The following is a 26,742-nucleotide window of genomic DNA, read 5'->3' on the forward strand; positions in this document are numbered from 1 at the left end:
GATGAGAGTAATTCTTTATAAAAAACAGAAAGAAATGAAACAAGCAATTATTAACGCCATAGTACATACTGGAGAGGGGATAATCCACAACGGCGTTGTTATCATAGAAAACGATACTATTATCAGTGTTCAAAAAGAAATTCCAAATGATATTCCACAAATTGATTTAAAAGGAAAACATATTGCTGCAGGTTTTATCGACATTCAAATAAATGGTGGTGAGCAATTCTATTTTAGTCAATATCCAAATGAGGAAACCATTCAAGACATTCATGATTCAAGTTTGAAATATGGAACGACTCATACTCTGCCTTGTTTAATTTCTTCTTCGAATGAAACCATACTTCAAGGAATTGAAGCGATCGGCAATTATAAGGAAAAACATAAAAACGGAGTATTAGGAATGCATTTAGAAGGACCTTTTTTGAACCCTTTAAAACGTGGTGCGCATAGCTTGAATCAAGTTCGAAAGCCAACAAATTCTGAACTAGAAGAGATTATCCGTTATGGAAAAGACGTTATAAAAGTAATCACCATTGCACCAGAATGTTTTACAGATGACCAATTAGAGATGCTTTTAGAAAGTGGCATAGTGATTTCAGCGGGACATTCGACCATGACTTATGAGCAAGCGCAATACTACTTTTCGAAAGGAATAAAACTCGTTACGCACTTATTCAATGCTATGACGCAATTTGGTCATCGCGAACCGGGATTAGTAGGAGCAACTTTTGCAAACGAATCTGTGTATGCTCCAGTTATTTTGGACGGTGCTCACTGTGATTATGCGGCGGCAAGAATAGCTTATGAATTAAAGAAAGAAAAGTTTTTCTTGATTAGTGACGCTGCATTTTTAGGACGTAAAGTTGTAAATTTCAAATGGGAAAATTTTGACGCTCATCTTGAAAATGGATTCTATCGTAATGAAGAAGGCAATCTTGCAGGAGCGAGTATCTCGATGGATGAAGCGGTACAAAATGCTTACAAATACCTAAATGTATCTGCTGATGAAGCAATAAAAATGGCTACTTGTCGAGTTGCAGGAGCTATAAATATGGAAAATGAAATTGGCAAAATAAAACCAGGTTTCCCTGCTACTTTTGTTCAGTTTAATCCTGATTTATCTGGAATTAAAAGTTTAGTTTTAATTTAAAAAAGATCTAATTCATATAATTGCTTTTGTGTTTTGTATATTGAAGTTTTAATCGGAATTTTGAAGAGACTTGAAATCTAACTTTACTACCATAAATGCATTCACTTTTAAAAAATTATATCAAAGAAGAAACTGGAATTAGTGAAGTGCATTTAGATTTGATTTGTACCTATTTTAAGACAATACAAACTAAGCGAAACCAAATTCTCATTAGTTTTGATGAAGTGTGTTCTAATTACTACTTCATAAATAAAGGAAGTATCCGTCTCTATACCATAAATTCAGATGGAACAGAAAACTCACGATACTTTGGCTTTGAAGGTATGCTTTGCACAGCATTACCTAGTTTTATAGATCAAAAACCTGCTGGTGAATATTTGCAAACTATTGAAAAATCAGAACTCCTAGTTATTTCAAGGGTAGATTTTTACAAATTAGTAGATCAATTTCCTGAATTTGGCAACATACATAAACGGATTTTAGAATTGGGTTTTATTACTTCTCAACAGCGCATTTATGGTTTTCAAGGATTTGATGCATTAGAAAAAGTCAAATGGATTATAAAAAACCAACCTCAATTTTTGTTAAGAGTTTCTAATAAAATGGCAGCTTCTTATGTGGGAATTTCTCCATCCACCTTAAGCCGAATCAAATCTAAATTATAATTTTAAAAACGTTGACATAGGACAATTCTTTTCCTTCTAAAAAAAATTAAATTTGACAAAAAATAAATGTTTATTTTCTGATAAATTTTTTGCGGTGAATTCAAAAGGATTAATTGGAAATAACTTTATTTGTTACACTCTTTTTTAATTCCACTTCTAAAACATACAATGAAACAAGTTACTCTTAGCAATCAAGTATTATATTTATTAAGCATATCTGCGGGTTTAGTCGTTGCAAATCTTTATTATAACCAACCATTATTACATCAAATCGCAGTTAGTTTTAAAGTTACGGAAGCAGAAGTGAGCAATGTTGCTTTGTTTACACAATTAGGTTATGCTCTGGGTTTATTATTTATAATTCCACTAGGAGATAAAGTTTCTAACAAGAAAATATTGCGATTGGATTTTTTAATAATGGTCCTTTCGTTAATCGCAGCTGGTTTTGCAAATTCTCTTTTTATTTTGATCGTAAGTAGCTTTTTTGTTGGATTTACATCAGCAATTCCACAGTTATTTGTACCCATGGCAGCTCAACTTTCTGACGATAAAAATAGAGGTAGAGCTATAGGAATTGTAATGAGTGGATTACTGATTGGAATTTTAGGAAGCCGTGTGATAGGTGGTTTTGTAGGAGAGCAATTCGGATGGCGTGTCATGTTTTATGCCGCTGCGGTAATGATGGTTTTGTTGTACATCCTTCTAAAATATAAATTACCAACGATTGCTCCAGTGTTTAAAGGGAGTTACGCTAGTTTAATGAAATCTTTGTACCATTATTTCAAAACTGACGGTTCGTTGCGATTAGCTACTTTAAGAGGTGGTTTAGCATTTGCAGGATTGAGTGCTTTTTGGACTACATTGGTTTTTTTGATGCAAGACTCTTTTGGTTACGGAAGTGCCATCACTGGAGCGTTTGGAATTCTTGGAATTGTAGGTGCTTTGGGTGCAACTTTTGTTGGTAAAATAAGTGGTAATATTAGTAACCATTCCATAATCTTAGTGGGAACATTGCTACTAATTCTATCTTGGTCTATTCTTCTGTTTTCAGGTACTTCATTGATTGGGTTGATGATCGGTGTTTTATTAGTCGATTTAGGTTTACAGTCTTTGCATATTACCAATCAAAAGATAATTTTTTCAAAAAATCCAGAAGCTAGAAACAGAGTGAATACCATTTACATGGTTGGTTTTTTTATAGGTGGTGCTTTTGGAACTGTAGCTGGAGCAATGGCTTGGGGACATTATAAATGGATAGGAGTTTCCGCTCTTGGAATTGTTTTATCAGTTTTAATACTAATCGCTCACCTGTCTTTTAGAAAAGAGTAATTTTTTGTGAATAAGACTAATTTTTTTTAGTTTAAAATGTTAAATAATAATCTCGGATTAATAGCAACTCTCAATAACTCTAAATATTTTATTATTAGTGCATTAGTATAATCAATTAGTTAGATAGCTATTTTTTATTTTGTAAAAAAAGAAGTACAATCACTACTGTAACTTGTAATTGCTGGGTTTTCTGGTTTGATTTTCCTTCAAAATATAGTACATTCGGGCAATATTACGTAATACTTAATTTTTTAACTTAAACGTTTTTTTGTGTCGGTGGAATATGCATGATTGTAGATTTCAAACCACTTTTACACCTAGTAGCAATTATTCTTTATGAAGTCACAAGATTTATTAATCCTTGAAAAACTTAAGGTAGGAGATTCTTCTGCTTATAAAGAATTATTTGACTTATACTACATGCCACTTAGTGTATACTCCTTAAAATACTGCGATTCATTTGAGTTAGCTGAAGATATTGTTCAAGATCTATTTATCAAATTTTGGGATCAAAAGATTTATCTAAGTCTAGAACAGGCGATTAGCCCTTATCTTTTTGCAGCAGTAAAAAACAACAGTATGAAGGCTGTTAAAAAGCAAAATAAATATTATTTTGAAGAAATAGAAGATCATGTCAACATTTTAATGGATGAAGAACGCTTGGACTTAGAGTTTCTAGAGCAAGAAAAAGAGAAATTATATAAAGAAATTGAAGCTTTACCCTTAAAAAGCAGAGAAGTTTTTAAAGCAATCGTATTAGAAAATCAAAAATACAAAGAGGTCGCTTTTGAGCTGGGAATATCAGTGAATACGGTCAAAACACATTATTCAAGAGCCTTAAAACAATTGCGAAATTCGCTGGATGTAATCGTCGTTTTACTTTTAGTTTAAAAAAAGTTTAATTTTTTGTCACCCACTTTTGATCTTTTGTACTCTATAAGATAATAAGAAGACAAAAATGATAACTATTCCACTTACTATATTAGAAATACTTTCGGCATATATCTCAAAAGAGATAACTGAAAATGAATTTGCTATTCTAAAAGAATGGATTGATGAAGGCCCTGAAAACAAACAAGCTTTTTCAGAGTATTTACTCTTCTACAAAAAAACGAGACAAGTAGTTTTCACGGCAAACACTAATAAAGACAATGCGTGGGATACCATAGTTTCTCAATTAGAACGACCATTACAAACGCAAGAAAAACTCCAAAAAATTGAATCGAAGGTTCGATTCTTACAAACTGCCACTACCATTCTAAAATACGCTGCTGTTGTGATAGTTTTAGTGTCTGTAGGCTATTTTTATTTTGGTAAAGATGCAAATGTAAAACCAATTTTTGAAAATTCTATTGCAGCGGAAACAGCTATTACTTTACAGCTAGCTAACGGTGACATTCAAATTATAAATGAGGATGGAACAACTCAAGTAGTTGATGCTAATGGAAATGTAGTGGGTACTCAAAAAGGAAATCAATTGGTTTACACTAATGCTTCCGCAAAAGATACTCTCGTTTATAACACTATAAAAGTACCATACGGAAAACGTTTTGAGCTTAAATTATCTGATGGAACAGATGTTCATTTGAATGCAGGAACTTCATTAAAGTATCCAGTTCGATTTATAAACGGAGAAAATCGCCAAGTGTTTCTTAACGGCGAAGCTTTTTTTGAAGTTACTAAAGATGCGAAACATCCTTTCGTTGTGGGTTCAAACGATATGAACGTTAAAGTTTTGGGAACAAAATTTAATGTAACATCTTATAAAGAGGATGCTAAAACATATACTGTTTTAGTAGAGGGAAGTGTTGTTGCTTCTAATAAAGTAGTTGAAGATGACAATGTAATTTTAAAACCAGGAAACAGAGTGTTTTTCGAAAATAAACATCTTAAAACAGAAACTGTCGATGTTAGAAAATATATTGCTTGGGTTACTGGAGAGCTTATGTTTATTGATGATTCGTTTGGAGTTATCACAAATAAGTTAGAGCGAAAATACAATGTTGATATTGTAAATAAATACGATGAGCTGAATGATATAATGGTTACAGCAACATTTAAGGAAGAGAATATTGATCAGGTTTTGAAAACATTTCAAACTTATAAAGCTTTTAACTATACTATTAACAACCGAGTAATAACCATAACTAAACCTAAGAATATGTAATAATTTTATTAAATAAAAAAAAAGGAAGATGCGCCAACATCTTCCCAGTCATTTTTAATAATGATTTAATCTAAAACTAACAAATTAAACCAAGTGTAAACTTATGAAAAAACAGCGAACTAAAAGTGCGTTGAAGCGCATTTTGAATAACTCTAACTTAAAGATGAAATTCACACTCTTATTTTTATTCATAACTCTTGTGCAAGTTAATGCATCAAGTAGTTACGGACAAAAGAACACCGTTACTATGGACGTAAATGGTGTTGCAATGTCTAATGTATTTCAGATAATTGAAAACCAAACTGATTTTCATTTCTTCTACAACCGTAATGAGTTGAATTTGAATCAAAAAATTGATTTAAATGTTGACAAAAAACTAGTTTCTGATGTCTTAGGGAAACTTTTTAAAAACACTAATATTTCGTATCAAATTTTAGGCAACCAGATTGTCCTTAAAAAAGTAGATAAAACGAAAGTTGAAACTGTAAGTGCTGCTTATCAAAAACAAATAGAAGGCGTTGTTGTAGATAAAGCTGGATTACCTTTAACAGGTGTAACTGTAACAATCGAAGGAACAAATTACGGTACAACTACGGACTTCAATGGACGATTCAATTTAATTCTGAAGCAAATGGAAAATTTTTGATATTTTCTTACGTAGGTTTTGAACCTATGAGGGTAGCTTTTGACGGTACGAGTAACTTAAAAATAGTGCTTTTACAAGAACTTAATGAACTTGAAGAAGTGGTACTTGTAGGTTATGGTAAACAAAAACGTACTGAGTTTTCAGGAGCGGTTTCTTCAGTAAGTGCAAAAGATATTGTTCAGGCTTCAACTGGAACAATTGGTTTTGATAGAGCTTTAGGAGGATTAGTTAAAGGAGTTCAAGTATCTCAAAATACAGGACGTCCAGGTGCGCCGGTTCGTATTAATATTAGAGGTCTTACTTCTCCATTATCTTCTGTAGGTGGTGGATTAAACCAACCTTTATTTGTAATTGATGGAGTGCCGTTTAATGTTGATGCTTTACAAGGAGCAAATCCATTATCGACTTTGAATCCTAATGATATCGAAAGTTTTGACGTATTGAAAGATGCTGGAGCAACTTCTATATATGGATCTCGTGGTGCTAATGGTGTGATCATCATTAAAACTAAAAGAGGGAAAAAAGGGCAACCTTCAAGAGTAAATTTCAATTATGCTACTACTTTAGCACAGCCTATAAACACGGTTGGAGCTTTAAATGCAACTCAGTATAAAAACTTTTATAATCAATTGATTACTAATACTGTTGATGCTATGAATAATGGTCAAATGGATCCTTTCATTTCTTTTGATTTACAGAATATTGCTAAAGTTGATTTAGATTTTGATACGTTCATGGTGAGCAATAATGGTATGAACGATGATTATTTTGGTACTGCAAATACGGATTGGAGCAAAGAAGTATTTAGAAGTATGGCTGTTACGAAACAAGCTAATTTAAGTTTGAGTGGCGGTAGCTATAAAACAAACTACAATTTCAGCACATCGTTTATAGATCAAGAAGGTTTGACTATCAAAGATAAAATGAAGCAGTATAATTTAGGAATGTCATTAGATACAGATCTTACTGATTTTGTAAAAATTGGAAGTTCTGTCAATGTGGGACATACTGAAGCTAATTCAGGAGAAAATGATATCTTAAATCAATTTACTGTAAATACTTCTATAGCTCGCGCTCGTCCTGATTTAGCGCCAAGAGATGAGAATGGTAAATTAGTAGGTCAGCCGGATTATCAAAATGGGTTTATGACTCTTGAGCCTAATCCATTAATGCGTTTGGGTAATATAACAAACAACAAAGCATACAACTTTATTGGTGGTGCTTACATTGAAGTAGAGCCTTTAAAAGATTTGAAATTAAAAGCAGAGTCTAATGCTTCTATTTTCTATAACAAAAACAGTTCTTTTATTCCAAAAACGGTTGAAACTGATTATATCTTTTTTCCAAATGACTCTTACTTGAGTGAAGCAAATGGTTTAGTATCGAACATTACAACGAACTTAACAGCTAACTACAACTTTAATATCTCAGAGAATCATAAATTTGGAATATTAGGTGGTGCTGCTTGGGACAGAACAAACTTCAATAATTCTTCTCAATTTTACAGCGGTTTCCCAGATGACGAAATTTTAATTAATGCTACTTCAGCAAGAACAGTTATTGGTTATTCTAGTACTAAATTAGATACAGGATTATATTCTTTGTTTTCTCGTTTGAACTACGGTTATAAAGATCTATACAATGCTACTTTGAATTTTAGAACGGATACGTCTTCTAAATTTGGTACAGATAATAAAAGAGGTTATTTCCCATCTTTATCTGCAAGTTGGAATATTTCTAATGAAAAATTTCTTTCGGATACGGAGCATATCAATATCTTAAAATTGCGAGCGAGTGCAGGAAGAGTTGGATCAACTAACGTTTCTGATTTTGCTTATGTACAATTTTTTCAAAATTCATCTTCAAATATCTACAATGGTAATTCTGGTATTGTTGCTGATGATAATTTTCCAAATCCAGGAATTGGTTGGGAAACAACAGACGAGGTGAATTTAGGTTTAGATTTTGGATTTTTCAACAACCGTTTAAAAGGTAGTTTTGATGCCTATTCAAGAAAAACTACCGGTGCATTAGTGCAAACACCAATATCTTTAGAATTAGGTCCTAAGTCTTATTTCTCAAACTTTATGGATGTAACTAATAAAGGTATTGAGGTTAGTATAGGTGGTGATATCATTAGAGGTGAAGACTTTGTTTGGTCAACTAATGTAAACTGGTCTTTCAATAGAAACAAATTAGTAAAACTGAATGGAGCGAGCATTAATCCTTTCCAATTAGATTACTATATTGAAGGTCAACCAGTAGGAACGATTAGAGGCTATCAAGTAACTAAAATATTCCAAAATCAAGATGAAATAGATGCATTAAATGCAGCATCACCAACAGGTTTATACGATAAAGCATCAACTTCTGTGGGAGATTTTATGATGGCAGATCTTAATGGAGATGGTTTAATTACAGCTGATGATAAAGCGGTAATTGGAAATATTCAGCCTAAATACTTTGGTGGAATTTCTAATACAATTGCTTACAAAAACTTTAGCCTTAGTGCTTTGTTCCAATATTCAGTAGGAGCACAGTCAATCTGGAATGCAATTCCTATGGGTACATTTAATAATCTAGGTGAAAATAAATACAGTGAATATGCTTTGAATACTTGGACACCTGAAAATCCTAGTGCGCGTTATGCAAGAGCACTTTACACGGATCCATCTGCAAGCGGAAGAATTTCAGATAGATATATTTATGATACTTCATACTTGCGTCTAAAAAGTATGCAGTTCACTTATAATTTCGAACAAAAACTAATGAACAAAATGGGTATTGATAAAGCGTCATTTACGCTGACTGGTACAAATTTATTGACTTGGACAAAATGGCCTGGTATTGATCCAGAAACTTTCTCAGAAAGAGGAACAATAACAGATCAAATCAACAACGAAGATCCATATCCTTTAGCTAAGTCATTCTCATTAGGAATTCAAGTTCAATTTTAATTTTAAATACAGATGAAACAATATATAAAAAATAGCGCTGCAGTTTTGCTTTTTGCAGTAGCCGCTACAGTAACAAGTTGTAGTATTGACGATATAAAACCATACAATAAATTAACTCCTGAAAACGCGGTAAGAGACGAAGCTTCTGCGCAATTGATACTTAATGGTGTTTATGATTTAGGTAGAGAATTTGACGTAAGTTTTTTCCCATTGCATCTTGCAGCTTTAGGAAATGAGGGAACTATCTCAGGATTTATGAGCGGAAGCAATGGTTTTAACACTAATGAAGTTCCAGTTGATAATATCTTTTTGACCAATTTGTATAGTGGTCATTACAAAATAATCAATGGTTGTAACTTTTTAATTCAAGAATTAGAAGCAGGAAAAGCTATTGGTATTGCAGATGATAAAAAAGCGGAAATGATTTCAGAAGCTAAGTTCCAACGTGCTTTTGCTCATTTCAACTTACTTCGTTATTTTGGTGAATTTTATAATGTAAATTCTACATACGGAATTGTTGTTAGAAACACTTTTGCAACTACACTTGAGGCAAACCCAAGAAATACAGTTGCTGAAGTGTACAAACAAATCGAAGATGATTTACTTTATGCTTCCGAAAAAGGACTGCAATACATAGAACATTTTTACTCAGGAAGCCTTGCTGCTAAAGCGTTATTATCTAAAGTGTATTTATATGAAGGGAAATATACTGAAGCTGCAACTTTAGCAGATGAAGTAATCAATAATGATGAAGGTTATGCTTTAGAAATGCAATACTCTGATATCTTCAAAAACAGTTTCAACTCATCAGAAGTTATTTTTGCGCCATTGACTGGTCCAGATAATGAAGGAAAAACTCAAATGAGTCAAGTGAAAAGGACTTCTTTTAGTCAAATTTTAAGAACTTTAGCTGATGCTCAAGTGGGAACTGCAAATGATGGAAGTTTGTTAGGTGCTGGTTCTGGTTATGACCCACGTTTTGCTTTTGCTTATGCAGCAAATACAAAAAAATCGAATGATAACGGAAAATACCCATTTCTAGATCAAATATCTTCTCAAGGAAATACTTTGTATCACTTGCGTTTAGGTGAAATTTATTTAATTAAAGCGGAAGCAGAAGCTAGAAGAACTGGTGGTGATCTTGATCTTGCTTTAGAAAGTCTGAACGAAATTAGAATGCGTGCAGGAGTAACTCCAAAAGATTTATCTACTCAAGCTGCTTTATTAAGCGATATCCGTAACGAAAAGTTGTTAGAGCTTTTCTTCGAAAATGGAGAAGGCTGGTTTGATATCGTTCGTTACGTTAATCTTGGAAATCTTACTGCTACAGCTGCTAAAGCTTCATTAGTTTCTCCAAACAAATTCGTATTACCAATGCCATTGCAAGTACTTGCAGGTAATAAAACAATAATTCAAAACAAAGGGTATTAATCCTAAGAACTAAATGAGAGTGCAAAAAAGAAAAGAATTCATTTTATTCTTTCTGCTATTGCACTCTCACTTTTTACACTATTAATTTTTAAACCTATAAAATGAAAAATTTATCATTCCTAGCATTTCTATTAGTTATGCTTTCTTGCCAAAATGCACTAGCTCAAAAAGAATATGCAGTAGTACATGGAAAAATTGAAAACCCAATTGATGGACTAGTTGTTAGACTTTTTAATCCAGAAACTTCAAAATCAGTAAACATAAAAGTAGCAGCTGATGGAACGTATAGAGATACCATTAATTTAGATAAACCTGGTTTTTTTAATACCTTTTATGACAAGTTCTTTAGTTTATATCTTACCAGTGGTATGAATTTAGAAATTAATTTTGATGCAAAAAATGTGACTAAAACTCTTGTAATTACTGGAAAAGGAGAAAATGAAAATGCATTCTTGAGAGTTAAAGCGAAATTAGAAGGGGAGTTATACGGAAATGATATAAATGCATTTTTCGATTTAGATCAAGCAGCATTTGATGCTAAAATCAATAAATTCAGCGCTGACTTTCAAACGCAATTAGATGCTAAAAAGTCAAATCTTAATGCCTCTTTTGTAACAGCTCAACATAAAATAGTTGCTGATTTGAAAAAAGGTCTAATACAACAATACAACGATGCACAAAGAAATAAAACAGAATTGGCTGTAGGAATGCAATCACCTGAATTTAAAAATTACATCAACCTTGATGGTGGAAAAACATCACTTTCAGATTTTAGAGGGAGTTATGTTTTTATTGACGTATGGGCAACTTGGTGTGGACCTTGTAAATATGAATTTCCGTTTATTGGGAAAGTAGAAAAAATGTATCACGGTAAAAACATCAAGTTTGTAAGTATTTCTATTGATCGTTTGAAAGATGAGCAAAAATGGCGCGATATGATTAAAAAGGAAGGTTTAGTTGGAATCCAACTTTTAGCGGATAATGAAATTAAATCTTCATTTATTGAAGGGTATTATATTCAAGCAATTCCTCGTTTTATCATATTAGATAAAGAAGGAAAAATAATAAATTCTGATGCGCCAAGACCTTCACAACCTGAATTACAAGATATTTTAAACTCACTTGACATGTAATTTTTAGATTTCAAGAAATGACTTCGACTACACAAAAACTTTCAAAAATGTAAAAGTGTAGTATTGCTACTTCATTATTTTGTTTCAACTTATAAACCGAAGTCGTTCTAAAAAAATCCATAAGTCTGCTAATTCCTTGTTTGCGTGAGGGATTGTAGTGGAGCTCTTTTTTCTGGATTCTCGTTTTTTAACGAGATTCTGGGAAAAAAGTGGGAACAAAAAGCCCGGTTGCGATAGCGAACACGCCCAAATAATAAAGCATTTTATTGTAAAAATAGATGCTATTTCTATTCTATTACCTATACCTAAAATTTACTATTACAAAAACATGAAAAATCTATTAACTGTATTATTTCTTTCTTTAGCGGCTTTTACTGTTACTGCACAAGAACTAAAATTAAATGATCCGCTTCCGGTAAATTCTCGAATTAAAAAAGGGGTACTTAAAAACGGAATGACTTATTATATCTACAAAACGGATGTAGTTAAAAACGTAGCAAGTTATTATATCATTCAGAATGTTGGTTCTGTTTTAGAGAATGACGATCAGCAAGGATTGGCACATTTTCTAGAACATATGGCTTTCAACGGAACTAAAAACTTCCCTGGAAAAGGGGTTTTAAGCACACTTCAAAAACACGGAGCTGTGTTTGCAAAAGACATTAATGCGTATACTGCTTTTGATGAAACGGTTTACAATATGGATAATATTCCAACAAATGTTCCAGGTTTAATTGATACTTCGTTATTAATTTTGCACGATTGGGCAGATGGTTTATTACTTACCGATGCTGAAATTGATTCAGAACGCGGTGTAATTAAAGAAGAGTGGAGAACGAGACAGAATGGTTATATGCGTCTTTTCAAAAAATCGTTACCTACGATGTTTAATAATACTAAATACGCTGATCGCATGCCTATAGGTTTAATGAGCGTAGTTGATAATTTTAAATACAAAGCATTAAGAGATTTTTACCATGACTGGTATAGAACAGACTTGCAAGCAATAGCAGTAGTAGGTGATATTGATGTAGCAGAAATAGAACAGAAAATCGAAAAATTATTTTCTCCTATTCAAGCTATTAAAAATCCTATTGAGAGATTCGTAATTACGATTCCAGGTAACAAGGAAATGCTTTACAACTTAGGGACTGATAAAGAAGTGGCTACTTCGACACTTGTTTTTACAATTAACCATCCTAAATCATTGAAAGATGAAACGGTTGCTGACTTGAAAGAATCATTGTATAGTGGAATGGTTTCAAGAATGTTGAGTTCAAGATTAAAAGAGATTTCTCAAAAACCAGATGCACCGTATGTGTCAGCGTCTGCTAGTTATTCTAGTTTGGCTAGAGCCAATAATACGTTTGGATTGATTATTTCTCCAAAACCAAATAGGCAACAACAAGCTTTTAAAACAGCTTTAGCTGAATTAAATAGAGCAGTAAAATTTGGTTTCACACAAGCTGAAATCGATAGAACTATGGCGGTTTATAACAATTTTTACCAAACTAAAATTAGTAAAATTGATCAAACTCCTCATGCAGAAATAGTAAATACGATTCAGAAAAACTATTTAGAAAATGAGGCAATGACTGATATGTCTAAAGAATTTGAGATTATCAAACAGATTTTTGCTCAAATGACTGCTAAAGATTTGCAAGATTTTATCAAAAAATTATATACTCCAGAAAACAGAGTACTTGATGTAACAGGCGTTGAAGGAGAGAATAACTTATCTCAAGCGGAAGCATTGCAATTAATTAACGAAGTAGAAAATGATGCTACTTTAGTTGCATATTCAGATGAATTTGTTGGTAAAACATTAATTTCAGGTCTTGCTATTAAATCAGCAAAGATTGTTTCTGAAAAATTGAATAAAGAAATTGGTTCAACACGATTTGTATTGAGCAATGGAGTAGTGGTAGATTACAAATTTACAGATATTGAAAAAAACAATGTACTACTAGAAGCAGCTAGTTTTGGTGGTAATTCTGTGATAAAAGATGCTGATTTGCCTTCGGCTTCCATGGTGAGTACTCTAGCTAGAATGTCTGGTCTAGGAGATTATAGCGCTACTGATTTATCTAAAGTTTTAGCTGGTAAAAATGCTAATGCTCGCGTGGGTATTTCTGATTTAGAAGAGAATATTTCAGGAATGACTACAACAAAAGATATTGAAACTTTATTACAAATGATTCACTTACAATTTGTAAAACCTCGTTTTGATTTAGATAGTTTTAAGGTACTGCAAAATAATCTAGAAAATACTTTGACACAAAGAAAGAATGACATCGGTACTAAAATGGAAGATAGCATTACAACCTCTTTGTACGGATTTAACAATCCTAAAAAACGTTTATTTGACGAGAAATATTTAAAAGATATTTCATTCGAAAAAATAAAAGCAATCTATCAAGAGCGTTTTAAAAACCCTGCTGACTTCACTTTCTTTATCACTGGTGATATTTCAAAAGAAGCAGTAAAACCTTTATTAGAGAAATACATTGCTAGTTTGCCAACTACTAAGAAAAAAGAAAAATGGCAAGATAATTCAGTTTCTTGGTTGAATGGAACTAACAAGAAAGTGATTTTCATGGAAATGGAAGATCCAAAAGCTACGGTTCGTATTTCGTTTAAAAAGCCTTACACGTATAGTTTAAAAAACACTTACGTTTTAAAAGCGTTTCAGGATATTCTTGAAAATAGATTATTAGAAACATTGAGAGAGCAAGAAGGTGGAACTTATGGCGCTAGTGTTTATAGTGTTTTGCCTAAGAGACCCAAACAAATAGCTAGTTTCTATGTTTACTTTGATTGTAATCCTGATAAAGTAGAAAAATTAGTGGAAATTGTTCACCAAGAAATTGAAAAAATCAAAAATGGTGATCTTAAAAAAGAAGATTTAGATAAGGTTTTAACTAGTTACTTAAAAGACTTAAAAGAAGAAAAAGAATATACAGGTTACGAGTTGAACGTAATGTATGACTACGCTATTGAAGGTTATAATAGAAACGATCCTAAGAACAATGTTGATCTTATAAATGCAGTTACGCCGCAAGACATTCAGAATCTTGTTGAAACAATAATGAATGGCGCAGAGAGCTTCGAATTTATATTTAAACCCAAAAAATAGTATTAAAGCATCTTTCGTTATTACTTAGTTTATTTTAAGTATTTTGAATTAGTACACAAACAACGAAAGTTTATAAGGGGTCATTGAGACAATGACCCTTTATAATTAAATGCAAAAGATAAATTTATATTCCAATGAAAAAAATTATGTTACTGTTAGCTCTTTTTATAAGCGCTGTCTCTTTTTCACAAATCCACAATCCAGTAAAATGGTCTACATCGGTTGTAGCTGTTTCTGAAACCAAATATGATTTAGTTGTTCAAGCAACTATCGAAGGTGGATGGCATTTATATTCTCAAAGTGTTCCTGAGGATGGACCAATTCCAACAGCTTTTACTTTTCCTAAAAACTCCGCTTATGAATTAGTTGGAAAAGTTTCTGAAGGAACGGGGAAAACTGTTAATGATCCAGTTTTCAATATGAAGATAAAGTTTTTTGAAAATAAAGCTACGTTCAAGCAACGTATAAATGTGGTTTCAAAAAAGGCTTTTAAAATTACTGGAGAAGTTGAATTTATGGTTTGTAATGATGCCAATTGTTTACCACCAACTTACGTAGATTTAAACTTTCAAATTCCTGAAACTGCTGGAATAGCTGTTATCAAGGAAGAAGAAAAAGTAGAAAAAGAAGCGGTAGAAATTACAGCCGAAAAAACTGCAATCGACACTTTAGTAAAAGAGGAAGTTGCTGTTGATTCAACTGCTAAAGCTGAAGTTAATGCGAATACGGTCGAAAAAGTAGTTCCTGAAACGACTCAAAAATCGACTGATAGAAGTTTGTTAGCCATTTTTATTATTGCTTTCTTTTCAGGATTTGCTGCATTATTAACACCATGCGTGTTTCCTATGATCCCTATGACAGTTAGTTTCTTTACTAAACAAAGTAAAACTAGAGCTAAGGGAATCAAAAACGCTATTATCTACGGATTATCAATTGTAATTATTTATGTGCTTCTAGGTTCCATAGTAAGTGCAGTTTTTGGGGCAGATGCTCTGAATGCACTTTCAACTAATGTATGGTTTAACGTTATTTTCTTTTTACTATTAATCGTTTTTGCAGTTTCCTTTTTGGGAGCTTTCGAAATCATGCTTCCTAATTCATGGGCAAATAAAGTAGATACAAAAGCAGATAAAGGAGGATTGATTGGAATTTTCTTTATGGCTTTGGCTTTAGCAATTGTTTCTTTTTCATGTACAGGACCTATTGTTGGAACCTTATTAGTGCAAGCGGCAGCCGGCGGAAATCAAGTTGGACCTATCGTAGGAATGTTAGGTTTTTCATTGGCATTAGCTATTCCATTTGCATTATTTGCAGCTTTCCCAGGATGGTTAAATTCATTGCCAAAATCAGGCGGATGGTTGAATACTGTAAAGGTAGTTTTAGGATTTTTAGAATTAGCTTTAGCATTCAAATTTTTATCGAATGCTGATTTAGTTTTGCAATTGCATTTACTTGAAAGAGAAGTTTTCTTAGCGATTTGGATTGCCATTTTTGGAACATTAGCATTTTATCTTTTTGGAAAAATACAATTACCGCACGATTCGCCTTTAACGCATATATCTGTTGGAAGATTAAGTTTAGGTTTACTAACATTAACTTTTACGATTTATATGATTCCGGGTTTATGGGGAGCACCTTTAAACTTAATTAGCGCTTTTCCACCGGCACAACATTATAGCGAATCTCCTTACGGTGTAGGATCTTCTCAAGGAGGAACTTCAACTTCAGCAACTCCTGAAATTCCAGAAGGAGCACACTTAATGGCACCGCATAATATTATTGCCTTTACTGATTACGATTTAGGTATGGCTTACGCCAAAAAAGTAAACAAACCTGTTATGTTAGATTTTACTGGATACGCTTGTGTAAACTGTAGAAAAATGGAACAACAAGTTTGGCCAAAAGAGCAAATTTTGTCTATCCTGAAAAATGAAGTTGTGCTTATATCTTTATATGTAGACGATAAAAGACCACTTCCTGCAGGTGAAGAAATTGAATCTAAGTTAAGACCAGGTAAAAAATTAAAATACGTGGGACAAAAATGGAGTGAATTCCAAACCATTAAATACAAAGCAAATGCTCAGCCATTTTATGTGTTAATCGACAACGAAGGGGAGAACTTACTTGATCCTGTGGGTTATACACCAGATGCTGAAGAATACCACAAGTGGTTAAAAATAGGAGTAGCTAATTTTAAAAAATAGTAATATTCCATTATAATAAAGCACTCTAATTTTTTAATTAGGGTGCTTTATTTGTTTTAAGTATATAGGTAGAAAGGTTAGTTGTGTCGTCTTGTTTAATTCTTTATTTTTGGAATTGAATAATAATAAATAAAACTAGTTTGAGCAAACTTGCGTTCCCTACTTTATCTATTGGAAATATACTTGGCGAAGATAATTTGGGTATTACCCTATTCCGTCATAGTGTAAAGGGACGAAACGAATTTGAGCAGCCCCATAAACACGATTTCTTTCTAGTCTTTTTTGTCGAAAGTGGCTCCGGAGTTCACGATATTGACTTCACACAATATACAGTTGCTGATAATCAGGTTTATTTTGTTCGCCCTGGACAAATACACAATTGGTCACTTAAAGAAGGTACGACTGGGTTTCAGTTGATGCTTTCGAGCGAAATAGTAAATATTTTTTATAATTTATCTCCACTTTCTTTTTTTCAACCCAGTTCTTTATCCTGTATTTCACTAACAGCAACAGTTTTTCAAGAGTTTATAAAAAAGCTGAATGAAATCGAAGGATTACTTCCTAATAATGATATAGTTACAAAGGAAATAGTAGTGCTGCAGCTGCATTTGTTGCTTAAGCTATTAGAGAAGAATTATTTAATTCAATTTCCAGAGAGCGATAGTGTCGTTAGACCTGAAAAATTAATACAAAAATTCGCTGAGTTACTTGAGATTCATTTTCAGCAAGAGCCATCGGTAAAATTTTATGCCACTCAGTTAAAAATAACAGCTAATTATCTAAATATCCTTTCGCAAAAATATTTAAAAACTTCTGCCGGAGATTTCATAAAAGATAGAACCATGCTTGAAGCGAAGCGCCTGTTAGCTAGCACTAACTTATCTATGAAAGAAATCGCATACCAATTGGGTTTTAATGATAATGGCTATTTTAGTAAAGTCTTTAAAAAACATTCAGGAGAATCGCCGAGCGATTTTAGAGAAAGTTATAAATTTTACCATCCTTATCATTAATAATACCGTTCAGTATTAGAATTTCTAATCGATTTTTGTATTTGATAATAATCAGTAAAGATTTATAAGCATAAAAGAAAGTTTAAGACGGTTTTATGACAGAGAATCATTTTTATTAATTCAGTATGAAAAGCACTATGACAAGTATAAAAAACAACAGCGGATTATTAAGCAAATTGGTTATAATCATTGTCTTAATTTGTGGTTGCTCTTCAAAACAAACAGAATCAAAATTAGAGGATATGGACAAAAACAAAGCACTTTTTGAAGCTGTTGATCGTGGTGATGCAACAATGGTGACAAAGATTTTACAGGATAAGCTCTCCTTAGAAATTAAAAATGAAAAGGGGAGAACTGCACTCATGGAAGCAGTTTATAAAACGGATAATAAAATAGCCGTATTGCTTATAACTGCAGGAGCCGATGTCAATGCTCAGGATGGAATAAAAAGCAGCCCTTTTTTATACGCTGGTGCTGAAGGTAATGTGGAAATAGTAAAAATGGCATTGAAGCACGGTGCAAACTTCAAAATCTATAATCGATATGGAGGAACAGCACTGATTCCTGCAGCCGAAAAAGGACATTTAGAAGTTGTGAAATTATTGGTAAACACTCCAAATTTCCCTATAGATCATATTAATAATTTGGGTTGGACCGCTTTACTTGAAGCTGTTTTGTTGAGTGATGGTGGCCAAGTTCACATAGATATAGTAGCTGCGCTAATAAAAGGAGGTTGTGATGTAAACATTGGTGATAAAAACGGAATAACATCATTGATGCATGCTAAGAAACAAGGTTATATTGAAATGGTAAAATTATTAGAACAAGCAGGAGCAAAATAATAAAAAGAGAATAATGGATCAAAACGCGATTAGTAGAAAAAAATTTTTAGGAATGAGTGCAGCTGCAACTGGCGCAGCTTTGTTTTCTGGTGTTGGTAGTTCAGCGATGACTGAGCTAAAGAATGAGGATAAAACGAAAGCTGATTTAAAAGAATATATTTTATCAAATGTAAGGCTGGAAGAAGGTTTTGAATATAATGAAAAGAAGGAAGTGGTTTCCACCAAAACAGACTTGTACAATTTGCATATTGCCAATGGTAAAATAAAAAAGATTACTAAGGAGAAATTAGATTTACGAGTAAAAATAATTGATGCAAAAGGATTTTTGATGCTACCTGGTTTGCGTGATATGCATATTCATATTGATAAAACGTATTACGGTGGGAAGTGGAATGCTGCGCCAAGAAAAGGCTATACAGTAAAGGATATGATCGTGTTAGAGGAAAAAATAATTCCACAATTATTGACAGACTCGCAGCGCAAAGCCGAAGAAGCTATAGAACTAATGAAAAGCCAAGGTACATATTTTGCACGTTGCCAAACTAATATTGATCCCGTAAGTGGATTAAAAAGTTTAGAGCATTTATTAGCCGCTCTAGATAAAAATAAAGATAGTTTTGCTTGGGAAATTGTAGCTTTTCCGCAGCATGGAATTCTGTATTCTCAATCAGAGTCGTTATTGCGAGAAGCTGCTAAAATGGGCGTTGACTTCATTGGTGGACTAGATCCAACAACTGTTGATGGGAATCTTGAGCGATCTCTTGACGCAATGTTCCAAATTGCAATTGATAACAATAAAGGAATTGATATTCACTTGCACGAAGGACTACCAACAGGAAAGGCGGCAATTGATTATATTATCAAAAAAACAGAAGAGAACAAACAGTTACAAGGTAAAACATACATTAGTCATGGTTTTGCACTTGCAAGAATGGAACAAAAAGAATTAGAAAAAACAGCCGAACAAATGGGAGCGCTGGGAATTGGTGTTGTTTCTACAGTTCCAATTGGTAGAACCATTATACCTATTCCTACTTTGAAAAAATACGGTGTAAAATTAATGACAGGAACTGATAGTATTGTAGATCATTGGCAACCTTTTGGAAATTGTGATATGCTTGAAAAAGCAAAATTGTGTGCCCAACTTTACGGATGGACGGATGAGTTTAGTTTAAGTCGTGCTCTACATATTGCTACTACTAATGAGGTTTTACTACTAAATGATGCCGGCATTCGAACTTGGCCTCTTATAGATAATGAAGCCAATTTTATCTTGGTAAAAGCCAGTTGTTCTGCAGAAACGGTAGCGCGTTTACCTAAAAGAGAAGCAGTCTTTTTTAAAGGAAAACTTATAGCAGGAGAAATGAAGGCTTAAGTTTGCTTGTTTTATTTAAAACTTTCTACTTTAATTTTAAGTCAAATTCAGTTTGTAGAAATAGAATTAAAACAAAAAAAGATGCTATCAAAGCATCTTTTTTTGTTTTAACGTAATTTGATTGATTTATGATCTTAAAAAATATTTTCTTTATTGAAGTACGTATCTTCTACTTTTTCACCACTAAATTCACTTAAGCAAAATTAAAGCTTAATTCTCTCAATTATTTTATTGGAGTAGTAGATTTATGAAGCAATTCTGTTGACAATCACTATTCTTCTTCACCATCTATTTCATCCTCATCATTGCCTTCGCCGTTCGAAGCTATTTCGAAAAAACTAAAAATAGAGCCTCCGTAACTTTTCTGGAAAGAAAAATGAATCATATGATCCAGTTTCGTATACTTAGAATGTTCGATTACCATCATTCCATCTTCATTAAGCAAGTCTCTTTCAAAAACTAACTCAATAATTCTTTCAAACGTTTTTTGTTCGAATCCGTAAGGTGGATCTGCAAAAATAATATCATACGATGTTTTACATTTTTCTAAATAGGAGTACACATCACTTTTTGTAGCAGCAATATTAAAATCATATTCAGTTGCAACTTGCTTGATGAATTTTACACATCCAAAGTCGCCATCTACAGAAGTGATTGGTGTGCAACCACGTGATGCAAATTCGTAACTAATATTCCCAGTTCCAGCAAACAAGTCTAACACTTTTAACCCTTCAAAATTAAAATGGTTATTTAAAACATTGAATAATGCTTCTTTAGACATATCTGTTGTAGGACGTACGGGCAAACCTTTTGGTGGAGAAATGCGTCTTCCTTTGTATTTTCCTGAAATTATTCTCATGAGTTGAAAAGTATATAATGTTTTCTGTTTTCGGCCTCAGAAAAATAATTGTTCCATCGCAAATCCTCTACATCGATAAGAGAAACATTGCGAATGTATTTATAAGCAATTTTAAAACAATCATTTTCTTGATCAATATTCCCGATCAATTCTAATGGGAAATTTTCGGGATTAAGATTTAATTGCTCAGCAGTGAATAAAATATAATAAATAAAGTCTTCAGCTGTGTTATAATCAAATGAATTGAATAATAACAGCTTTTGATTCTGGACTACTATGATTTCAAAATGTCCTGAATTGATATGAATGAACATCTTTTTTTCCTCTTTGTTTTTAGAGGCAATCAATAGTTTATGAACTAAAATGCTATTGGCATGTTTGTAATCGAAAGAGCCAAATTGGTCAATAAAAAAATTATTGATATTTACGTAAGGTATATAAACAGAATTCATTTGGCAGTTTGAAATTACATCAAAAGCAAAAAAATCAGTTTCAAAGACCTTTGTATTGTATTGTAAATAACTACCTAAAAAATGTTCATCAAATAGCGGCTCCGGAACAAATGTTGAAAGATTGTTGTTGTGAATCACTAAAATCTCATCATAAGTTTCACTTAATTCGGGATAACTTTGAAAGGCATTGGCAAACAGTTCCTCAATCTTGGCGTTTTTGTCCACCGTGTCAAACTGAACTTCATTAACGGAACTAACAGTATCGTTAAGTGTATTAAAACAACAAAAAGATAAACCATTCAAAGATACTTGAATAGATAGTTTTTTATAAACCTTCTCGGTTATGTTAGTGTTTTCTGTTGGCATAATTTGATGTACAATTCTTCTATAAATTGTATTTTAGAAAGAATTAAATGAGGTTACAAACTTACAAATAAAAATAGCAATGGCAATTGTAAAAATCAATTTCAATTTTAAAAATCAATACTAATGTCGATATTATTTCAAAATGGAAAGCCTATCTTTGAAATTCATATTCCAACTTATTAGCAGATGAATTCCTCCTTGTTTTACAGTCTTTTACAACGCAAATTTCCATTTCAACCCACTTACAAACAAGATGTTTTTTTTCAGAAAATCGCTATTTTTTTAACTGAAGTTGAAAACAACACTATTTTTGTTCTAAAAGGATACGCTGGAACTGGTAAAACAACAGTAATTTCTACGATTGTCAATAGTTTATTGGATATTAATAAAAAATATGTTTTGCTTGCACCTACAGGTCGCGCAGCAAAAGTGATTGCTAACTATTCTGACAAACCGGCTTTTACAATTCATAAAAAAATATACTTTCCTAAAAAATCTTCCGGCGGTGGCGTTTCTTTTACATTGCAGCAAAATAAGCATACTAATACAATTTTTATTGTTGATGAAGCGTCGATGATTTCAGATGCGAATTCCGATTCTAAATTATATGAAAACGGTTCTTTACTAGATGATTTGATTTCGTATGTGTATTCTGGAAAAAATTGTAAGATGATTTTACTGGGAGATACCGCACAGTTACCTCCCGTAAATCTAGATATCAGTCCCGCTTTAGATATTCGAACTTTAGGAATGAATTATGATAAAGAAGTAGAACATATCGAGCTTGACGAAGTAATGCGTCAGGAAGAAAATTCAGGAATTTTACATAATGCAACTGAACTTCGAGAATTGTTGAAAGATTCTTTCATCACTGAATTCAAATTTGATGTCAAGAAATTCAAAGATATTGTACGCTTAACAGATGGATATGACATTCAGGACGCCATAAATTCTGCTTACAGTAATTATAGTATTGAAGATACTGCGTTTATCGTTCGTTCTAATAAAAGAGCTAATCAGTATAATGAGCAAATTAGAACTAAAATTCTCGATAAAGAAAGCGAACTTTCCACTGGAGATTTCTTAATGGTTGTCAAAAATAATTATTTCTGGTTAAAAGATTCAGATCATGCCGGCTTTATTGCTAATGGTGATATTATTGAAGTTTTAGAAATTTTCAATATCAAAGAATTGTATGGTTTTAAGTTTGCAAAAGTTAAAATCAGAATGATTGATTATCCGGATCAAAAGGCTTTTGAAACGGTTCTATTATTAGATACTATAAAAAGTGAATCGCCATCTCTAACTTATGAAGAATCGAATCGACTGTATCAAGAAGTGTTGAAGGATTACGAAGGCGAAACTAAATTCAAACAGTTTCAAAAAGTAAAAGCCAACGAATATTTTAATGGACTCCAAGTTAAATTTTCGTATGCAATAACCTGTCATAAGTCTCAAGGTGGTCAGTGGAATACGGTTTTTATAGAACAACCGTATTTGCCGGATGGCATCAACAGAGATTATATCAGATGGCTGTACACAGCAATGACGAGAGCTAAAAACAAATTGTATTTGATAGGTTTTAAGGATGATAGTTTTGTGGAATAATTTTAAAAACAACCGCAAATTCACAAATTTTTCAATTTAATTTTAAAACATATAATTTGCGAATTTGCGGTAAAAAAAACAGCTATGAACACATTAAACGATTTACATAAAATATCTGGCTCTTTTTCGAATACTGAAAAAATGCCGGTTTTATTTTTGGGACATGGAAGCCCGATGAATGCGATTGAAGAAAATCAGTTTGTGACGGGTTTTCGAAATTTGGCTAAAACGTTACCGCAACCAAATGCGATTTTGTGTATTTCGGCGCATTGGTTTACCAAAGGGACAAAGGTTACTGCAATGGAAATGCCCAGAACGATTCACGATTTTGGTGGTTTTCCGCAAGCGTTGTTTGACGTGCAATATCCAGCAAAAGGAAGTCCGGAATTAGCATTAGAAACCAAACAATTATTGACTCCGGTAGAAGTGGAGCTGGACGAACATTGGGGTTTGGATCACGGTGCTTGGAGTGTAATTAAGCATTTATATCCGGAAGCGAATGTTCCTGTAATTCAGTTGAGTATTGATTATACAAAATCTGGGCAATACCATTTTGAACTAGCTCAGAAATTAAGTGCGTTGCGTACCAAAGGAATCTTGATTGTAGGCAGCGGAAATATTGTGCATAATTTGAGATTGGTCGATTATCGCAATTTCGATAAGGACAACTACGGCTACGATTGGGCAATTGAAGCAAGGGAAACGGTGAACAACTATTTATTGGACGGGAATTTTCAACCATTGATTGATTTTGAAAAACAAAGCAAAGCCTTTCAATTAGCGATTCCTACGCCAGAACATTATTTACCTTTGATTTATACGTTAGGATTAAAAGTAAAATCTGAAGAACTCAGTTTGTTCAATGATAAGCTATTGGCAGGTTCGTTGAGTATGACTTCGGTGAAGATTATGTAGGGTTTTGTGAATTAAATTTTATATTTTGGAATTAATTATAACACAAAAAAGAAAATGATTGCAGTCATTCCTACACATTATGGTTTTCAAATCAACATTTGTGAAACTATTACCTTCTAATAATTCAGATTTATAGTTTAAACATCTCCTGATCGAATAGTATTGGCCAATATTTTTTACATTTATAAAACCGTTTGGATATCAAAAAAAAACGATACCTCGCAATAGTAATTAAAATAAAATTTACGACTTAGTACCTTCGTAGCAAATTAAAAATATAAAAATAAAAATGAAAATAATAGCAGTTATACCCGCGCGTTACGCATCAACACGATTTCCAGCTAAATTAATGCAGGATTTAGGAGGAAAAACGGTGATTTTAAGAACTTATGAAGCTGCTGTTCGAACGCAATTGTTCGACGATGTTTTTGTGGTAACCGATTCAGAATTGATTTTCAATGAAATTATTTCTCACGATGGCAAAGCAATTATGAGTATTAAGGAACACGAATCAGGAAGTGATCGCATTGCAGAAGCTATTGAAAGTATTGATGTAGATGTTGTAGTCAATGTGCAAGGAGATGAGCCATTTATAAATATAGAACCTTTGGAAGAATTGATTCAGATTTTTAGAAATGATATTGACATGAAAGTAGACTTAGCTTCTTTAATGCGAGAGATAAAAGAGGAAGAAGAAATAAATAATCCAAATAATGTAAAAGTGGTTGTAGATCAAAATAGGTTTGCACTGTATTTTTCGCGTTCGGTTATTCCATATCCTAGAGAGAAAAATGTAGGTGTTCGCTATATGCAACATATTGGCATTTATGCCTTCAGAAAACAAGCTTTATTAGATTTCTATAGTTTGCCTATGAAATCTTTGGAGGCATCCGAAAAATTGGAACAGTTGCGTTATCTGGAATTTGGCAAACGCATTAAAATGGTCGAAACTACTCATGTAGGAATTGGAATCGATACTCCTGAAGATTTAGAAAAAGCTAGGAAGATGCTATAATTTAAGGCACATCATCATGATCAAAATAACCTTTGGTGTTAATTTTAGTAGAGAAAAAATTCAAAAATAAAACAATAAAAAACAGGAATAGTAACGATTGTGTACTTACAAGAAATTTCCCCAACGGGTTTATAGGATACAAATCACCATACCCGATAGACGATGACGTTACGATACTGAAATAAATAGGATCAAACCAATGCTTAAATTCTTTATTTAGGTAATTACCAACAGAATAGAAAACCGCATATTCAAATGCAATTTCTAAATAATTAAAAAATAGTAAAAGCATAGATCTTTTATAAGAACGTGGTTTTCCAAATAAATCTGACGCAAATATTAGTGTTGGAATGTAAAATAAAGTTTCTAAGAAAAAGTAAACTATGATCCAGATAAGCCATTGATGGCTTTGCCATTGATTTATTAAAATTAGTAGTGGTAGCGCTACTTTAAATAATATATAAAAATCAGAGGCTAATTCCTGATAAGCTATACCTTTTTTACTAGCTAAATATTTTATGTAAATTCCCGGAAAAAATAATTGTGAAGAGGCAAGAATTAAGCGAACAATTTTCTCAAGTCCGCTATCATCTTGATGATCATTGTTCCAAATAGACTGAATATTCCTTATCCTTTTTTGAATAGGATTTACTTTTGGTGGCAATTCTTTGGAGGTTTTACCAAGAAGTAATTTTTTTAAATGCTTTTTCATTTAAAGTATTGGATTAATACTGCTGTGTAAGAGTACAAAAAAAACTGATAAAACTCCTTTGCAAATTAAAATAAAGCGTGCCAAAAGAAAAATTAATCCACCTTTTCAATTACAATTAGTTCATTATGTTGCTGGACTCTTGGAAGAGTTCTAATTTTAAATTGATTCTCATAAAATTCAGAAACGTATTTTTTATTTCTTAAATTTTGTACTTCATTTAATATCATGGTATTAAAAAGGATACATCCACGACTTTTCAAAAGAGAACAAATTCTATTGACAAAAAAGGTTTCAAATAAAAAATTAGGCATTGCGGTATCTTGAAAAATATCTATAATTATGAGATCGTACTTATTTTTGGTTTTTAATACAAACTCAAAAGCGTCATCTATAATAATTTCGAGGCTCTCTATCTCGTTTAGTTTAAAATAAGTATTGGCTACTTTGATAATTTCAGGATCAATTTCTACTCCCGTAATTTTATTTTTATACTTTATTTCATCTACTAATGTTTTTATGACACTACCACCAGCTACGCCTAAAAGTAATATATGATTCATTCTTGCAATTTTGCTAAACCCAATTTTTTTTAACCCGAATCGCAATATTCGTTGTAAACTACCGTAAGAATAATTTGCATTTTCAGAATCTAGAACTAATTCGCCATTTGCCCATGTTACTTCTATAGATTTACTTAATAACGATTTTGATTGATAAATTTTGATAGGATAGAGGTAGCTAAATATTTTTTTTATCATTAGGGC

21 protein-coding genes are annotated in these 26,742 nt (G+C 32.4%); 17 read left to right on the forward strand and 4 right to left on the reverse strand.

The genetic code is table 11. The annotated features are described in order from the left end of the window. The first annotated feature begins 34 nt into the window (after positions 1 to 34). From nagA to LNP27_RS11335, 14 genes are all read left to right on the forward strand, one after another. Positions 35 to 1,153 carry an N-acetylglucosamine-6-phosphate deacetylase gene (gene nagA / locus LNP27_RS11270; protein ID WP_229941699.1) on the forward strand — a complete coding sequence of 373 codons (1,119 nt, stop codon included), beginning with the start codon at positions 35 to 37 and terminating at the stop codon, positions 1,151 to 1,153. 95 nt (positions 1,154 to 1,248) lie between these two features. Next, complete coding sequence (locus tag LNP27_RS11275) at positions 1,249 to 1,818, forward strand: Crp/Fnr family transcriptional regulator (RefSeq protein ID WP_229941700.1); 570 nt, start codon at positions 1,249 to 1,251, stop codon at positions 1,816 to 1,818. A gap of 168 nt (positions 1,819 to 1,986) precedes the next feature. Further along, positions 1,987 to 3,147, forward strand: a complete 1,161-nt coding sequence (locus LNP27_RS11280) for an MFS transporter (RefSeq protein WP_229941701.1) — start codon at positions 1,987 to 1,989, stop codon at positions 3,145 to 3,147. Between the two features lie 336 nt (positions 3,148 to 3,483). Beyond that, positions 3,484 to 4,038 (forward strand): RNA polymerase sigma factor, encoded by a 555-nt coding sequence (locus LNP27_RS11285; protein WP_229941702.1) that lies wholly within the window; start codon positions 3,484 to 3,486, stop codon positions 4,036 to 4,038. A 67-nt stretch (positions 4,039 to 4,105) separates the two neighbouring features. After that, the gene (locus tag LNP27_RS11290) at positions 4,106 to 5,314 is read left to right on the forward strand and encodes a FecR family protein (protein ID WP_229941703.1); all 1,209 of its coding nucleotides are present in this window, start codon (positions 4,106 to 4,108) and stop codon (positions 5,312 to 5,314) included. Positions 5,315 to 5,417: 103 nt separating this feature from the next. After that, on the forward strand, positions 5,418 to 5,960 hold the full coding sequence (locus LNP27_RS11295) for an STN domain-containing protein (protein WP_229941704.1): 543 nt from the start codon (positions 5,418 to 5,420) through the stop codon (positions 5,958 to 5,960). Next, positions 5,957 to 8,917 carry a SusC/RagA family TonB-linked outer membrane protein gene (locus LNP27_RS11300; RefSeq protein ID WP_229941705.1) on the forward strand — a complete coding sequence of 987 codons (2,961 nt, stop codon included), beginning with the start codon at positions 5,957 to 5,959 and terminating at the stop codon, positions 8,915 to 8,917. Before LNP27_RS11295 ends, LNP27_RS11300 begins: the two co-directional genes overlap by 4 nt. Positions 8,918 to 8,929: 12 nt before the next feature. Next, entirely contained in the window at positions 8,930 to 10,348 is a 1,419-nt protein-coding gene (locus LNP27_RS11305; RefSeq protein ID WP_229941706.1) for a RagB/SusD family nutrient uptake outer membrane protein, read from the forward strand. Between the two features lie 101 nt (positions 10,349 to 10,449). Continuing rightward, positions 10,450 to 11,481: a TlpA family protein disulfide reductase gene (locus LNP27_RS11310; protein ID WP_229941707.1), complete on the forward strand. Its 1,032-nt coding sequence runs from the start codon at positions 10,450 to 10,452 to the stop codon at positions 11,479 to 11,481. A 328-nt stretch (positions 11,482 to 11,809) separates the two neighbouring features. Further along, on the forward strand, positions 11,810 to 14,617 hold the full coding sequence (locus LNP27_RS11315) for a M16 family metallopeptidase (RefSeq protein WP_229941708.1): 2,808 nt from the start codon (positions 11,810 to 11,812) through the stop codon (positions 14,615 to 14,617). A 134-nt stretch (positions 14,618 to 14,751) separates the two neighbouring features. Further along, positions 14,752 to 16,821, forward strand: coding sequence for a protein-disulfide reductase DsbD family protein (locus LNP27_RS11320; protein WP_229941709.1), 2,070 nt, complete (start codon positions 14,752 to 14,754; stop codon positions 16,819 to 16,821). Between the two features lie 140 nt (positions 16,822 to 16,961). Continuing rightward, positions 16,962 to 17,834, forward strand: coding sequence for an AraC family transcriptional regulator (locus LNP27_RS11325; RefSeq protein ID WP_229941710.1), 873 nt, complete (start codon positions 16,962 to 16,964; stop codon positions 17,832 to 17,834). A gap of 137 nt (positions 17,835 to 17,971) precedes the next feature. Next, positions 17,972 to 18,676 (forward strand): ankyrin repeat domain-containing protein, encoded by a 705-nt coding sequence (locus LNP27_RS11330; protein WP_229941711.1) that lies wholly within the window; start codon positions 17,972 to 17,974, stop codon positions 18,674 to 18,676. Positions 18,677 to 18,689: 13 nt separating this feature from the next. Then, a complete protein-coding gene (locus LNP27_RS11335; protein ID WP_229941712.1) occupies positions 18,690 to 20,051 on the forward strand; it encodes an amidohydrolase in 1,362 nt (453 codons plus the stop codon). Between the two features lie 271 nt (positions 20,052 to 20,322). On the opposite strand, the gene LNP27_RS11340 is transcribed toward LNP27_RS11335, so the two are convergent. Both LNP27_RS11340 and LNP27_RS11345 read right to left on the reverse strand, forming a co-directional pair. Further along, positions 20,323 to 20,910: an RsmD family RNA methyltransferase gene (locus LNP27_RS11340; protein WP_229941713.1), complete on the reverse strand. Its 588-nt coding sequence runs from the start codon at positions 20,908 to 20,910 to the stop codon at positions 20,323 to 20,325. Beyond that, a complete protein-coding gene (locus LNP27_RS11345) occupies positions 20,907 to 21,728 on the reverse strand; it encodes a DUF3822 family protein (protein WP_229941714.1) in 822 nt (273 codons plus the stop codon). Before LNP27_RS11345 ends, LNP27_RS11340 begins: the two co-directional genes overlap by 4 nt. Before the next feature lie 186 nt (positions 21,729 to 21,914). Here LNP27_RS11345 and LNP27_RS11350 point away from each other — a divergent pair, with 186 nt between their 5' ends. From LNP27_RS11350 to kdsB, 3 genes are all read left to right on the forward strand, one after another. Further along, positions 21,915 to 23,336, forward strand: coding sequence for an ATP-dependent DNA helicase (locus tag LNP27_RS11350; RefSeq protein WP_229941715.1), 1,422 nt, complete (start codon positions 21,915 to 21,917; stop codon positions 23,334 to 23,336). 84 nt (positions 23,337 to 23,420) lie between these two features. After that, entirely contained in the window at positions 23,421 to 24,251 is an 831-nt protein-coding gene (gene ygiD, locus LNP27_RS11355; RefSeq protein WP_229941716.1) for a 4,5-DOPA-extradiol-dioxygenase, read from the forward strand. A gap of 289 nt (positions 24,252 to 24,540) precedes the next feature. Then, positions 24,541 to 25,266 (forward strand): 3-deoxy-manno-octulosonate cytidylyltransferase, encoded by a 726-nt coding sequence (gene kdsB, locus LNP27_RS11360; RefSeq protein ID WP_229941717.1) that lies wholly within the window; start codon positions 24,541 to 24,543, stop codon positions 25,264 to 25,266. A 1-nt stretch (position 25,267) separates the two neighbouring features. Here kdsB and LNP27_RS11365 read toward each other — a convergent pair whose 3' ends face one another. Together LNP27_RS11365 and LNP27_RS11370 are read right to left on the reverse strand one after the other, a co-directional pair. Next, a complete protein-coding gene (locus LNP27_RS11365) occupies positions 25,268 to 25,978 on the reverse strand; it encodes a potassium channel family protein (RefSeq protein WP_229941718.1) in 711 nt (236 codons plus the stop codon). 92 nt (positions 25,979 to 26,070) lie between these two features. Beyond that, on the reverse strand, positions 26,071 to 26,736 hold the full coding sequence (locus tag LNP27_RS11370) for a spermidine synthase (protein WP_229941719.1): 666 nt from the start codon (positions 26,734 to 26,736) through the stop codon (positions 26,071 to 26,073). Positions 26,737 to 26,742: the final 6 nt, after the last annotated feature.

Origin of the sequence: Flavobacterium galactosidilyticum (genome assembly GCF_020911945.1) — a bacterium.
GTDB lineage: Bacteria > Bacteroidota > Bacteroidia > Flavobacteriales > Flavobacteriaceae > Flavobacterium > Flavobacterium galactosidilyticum.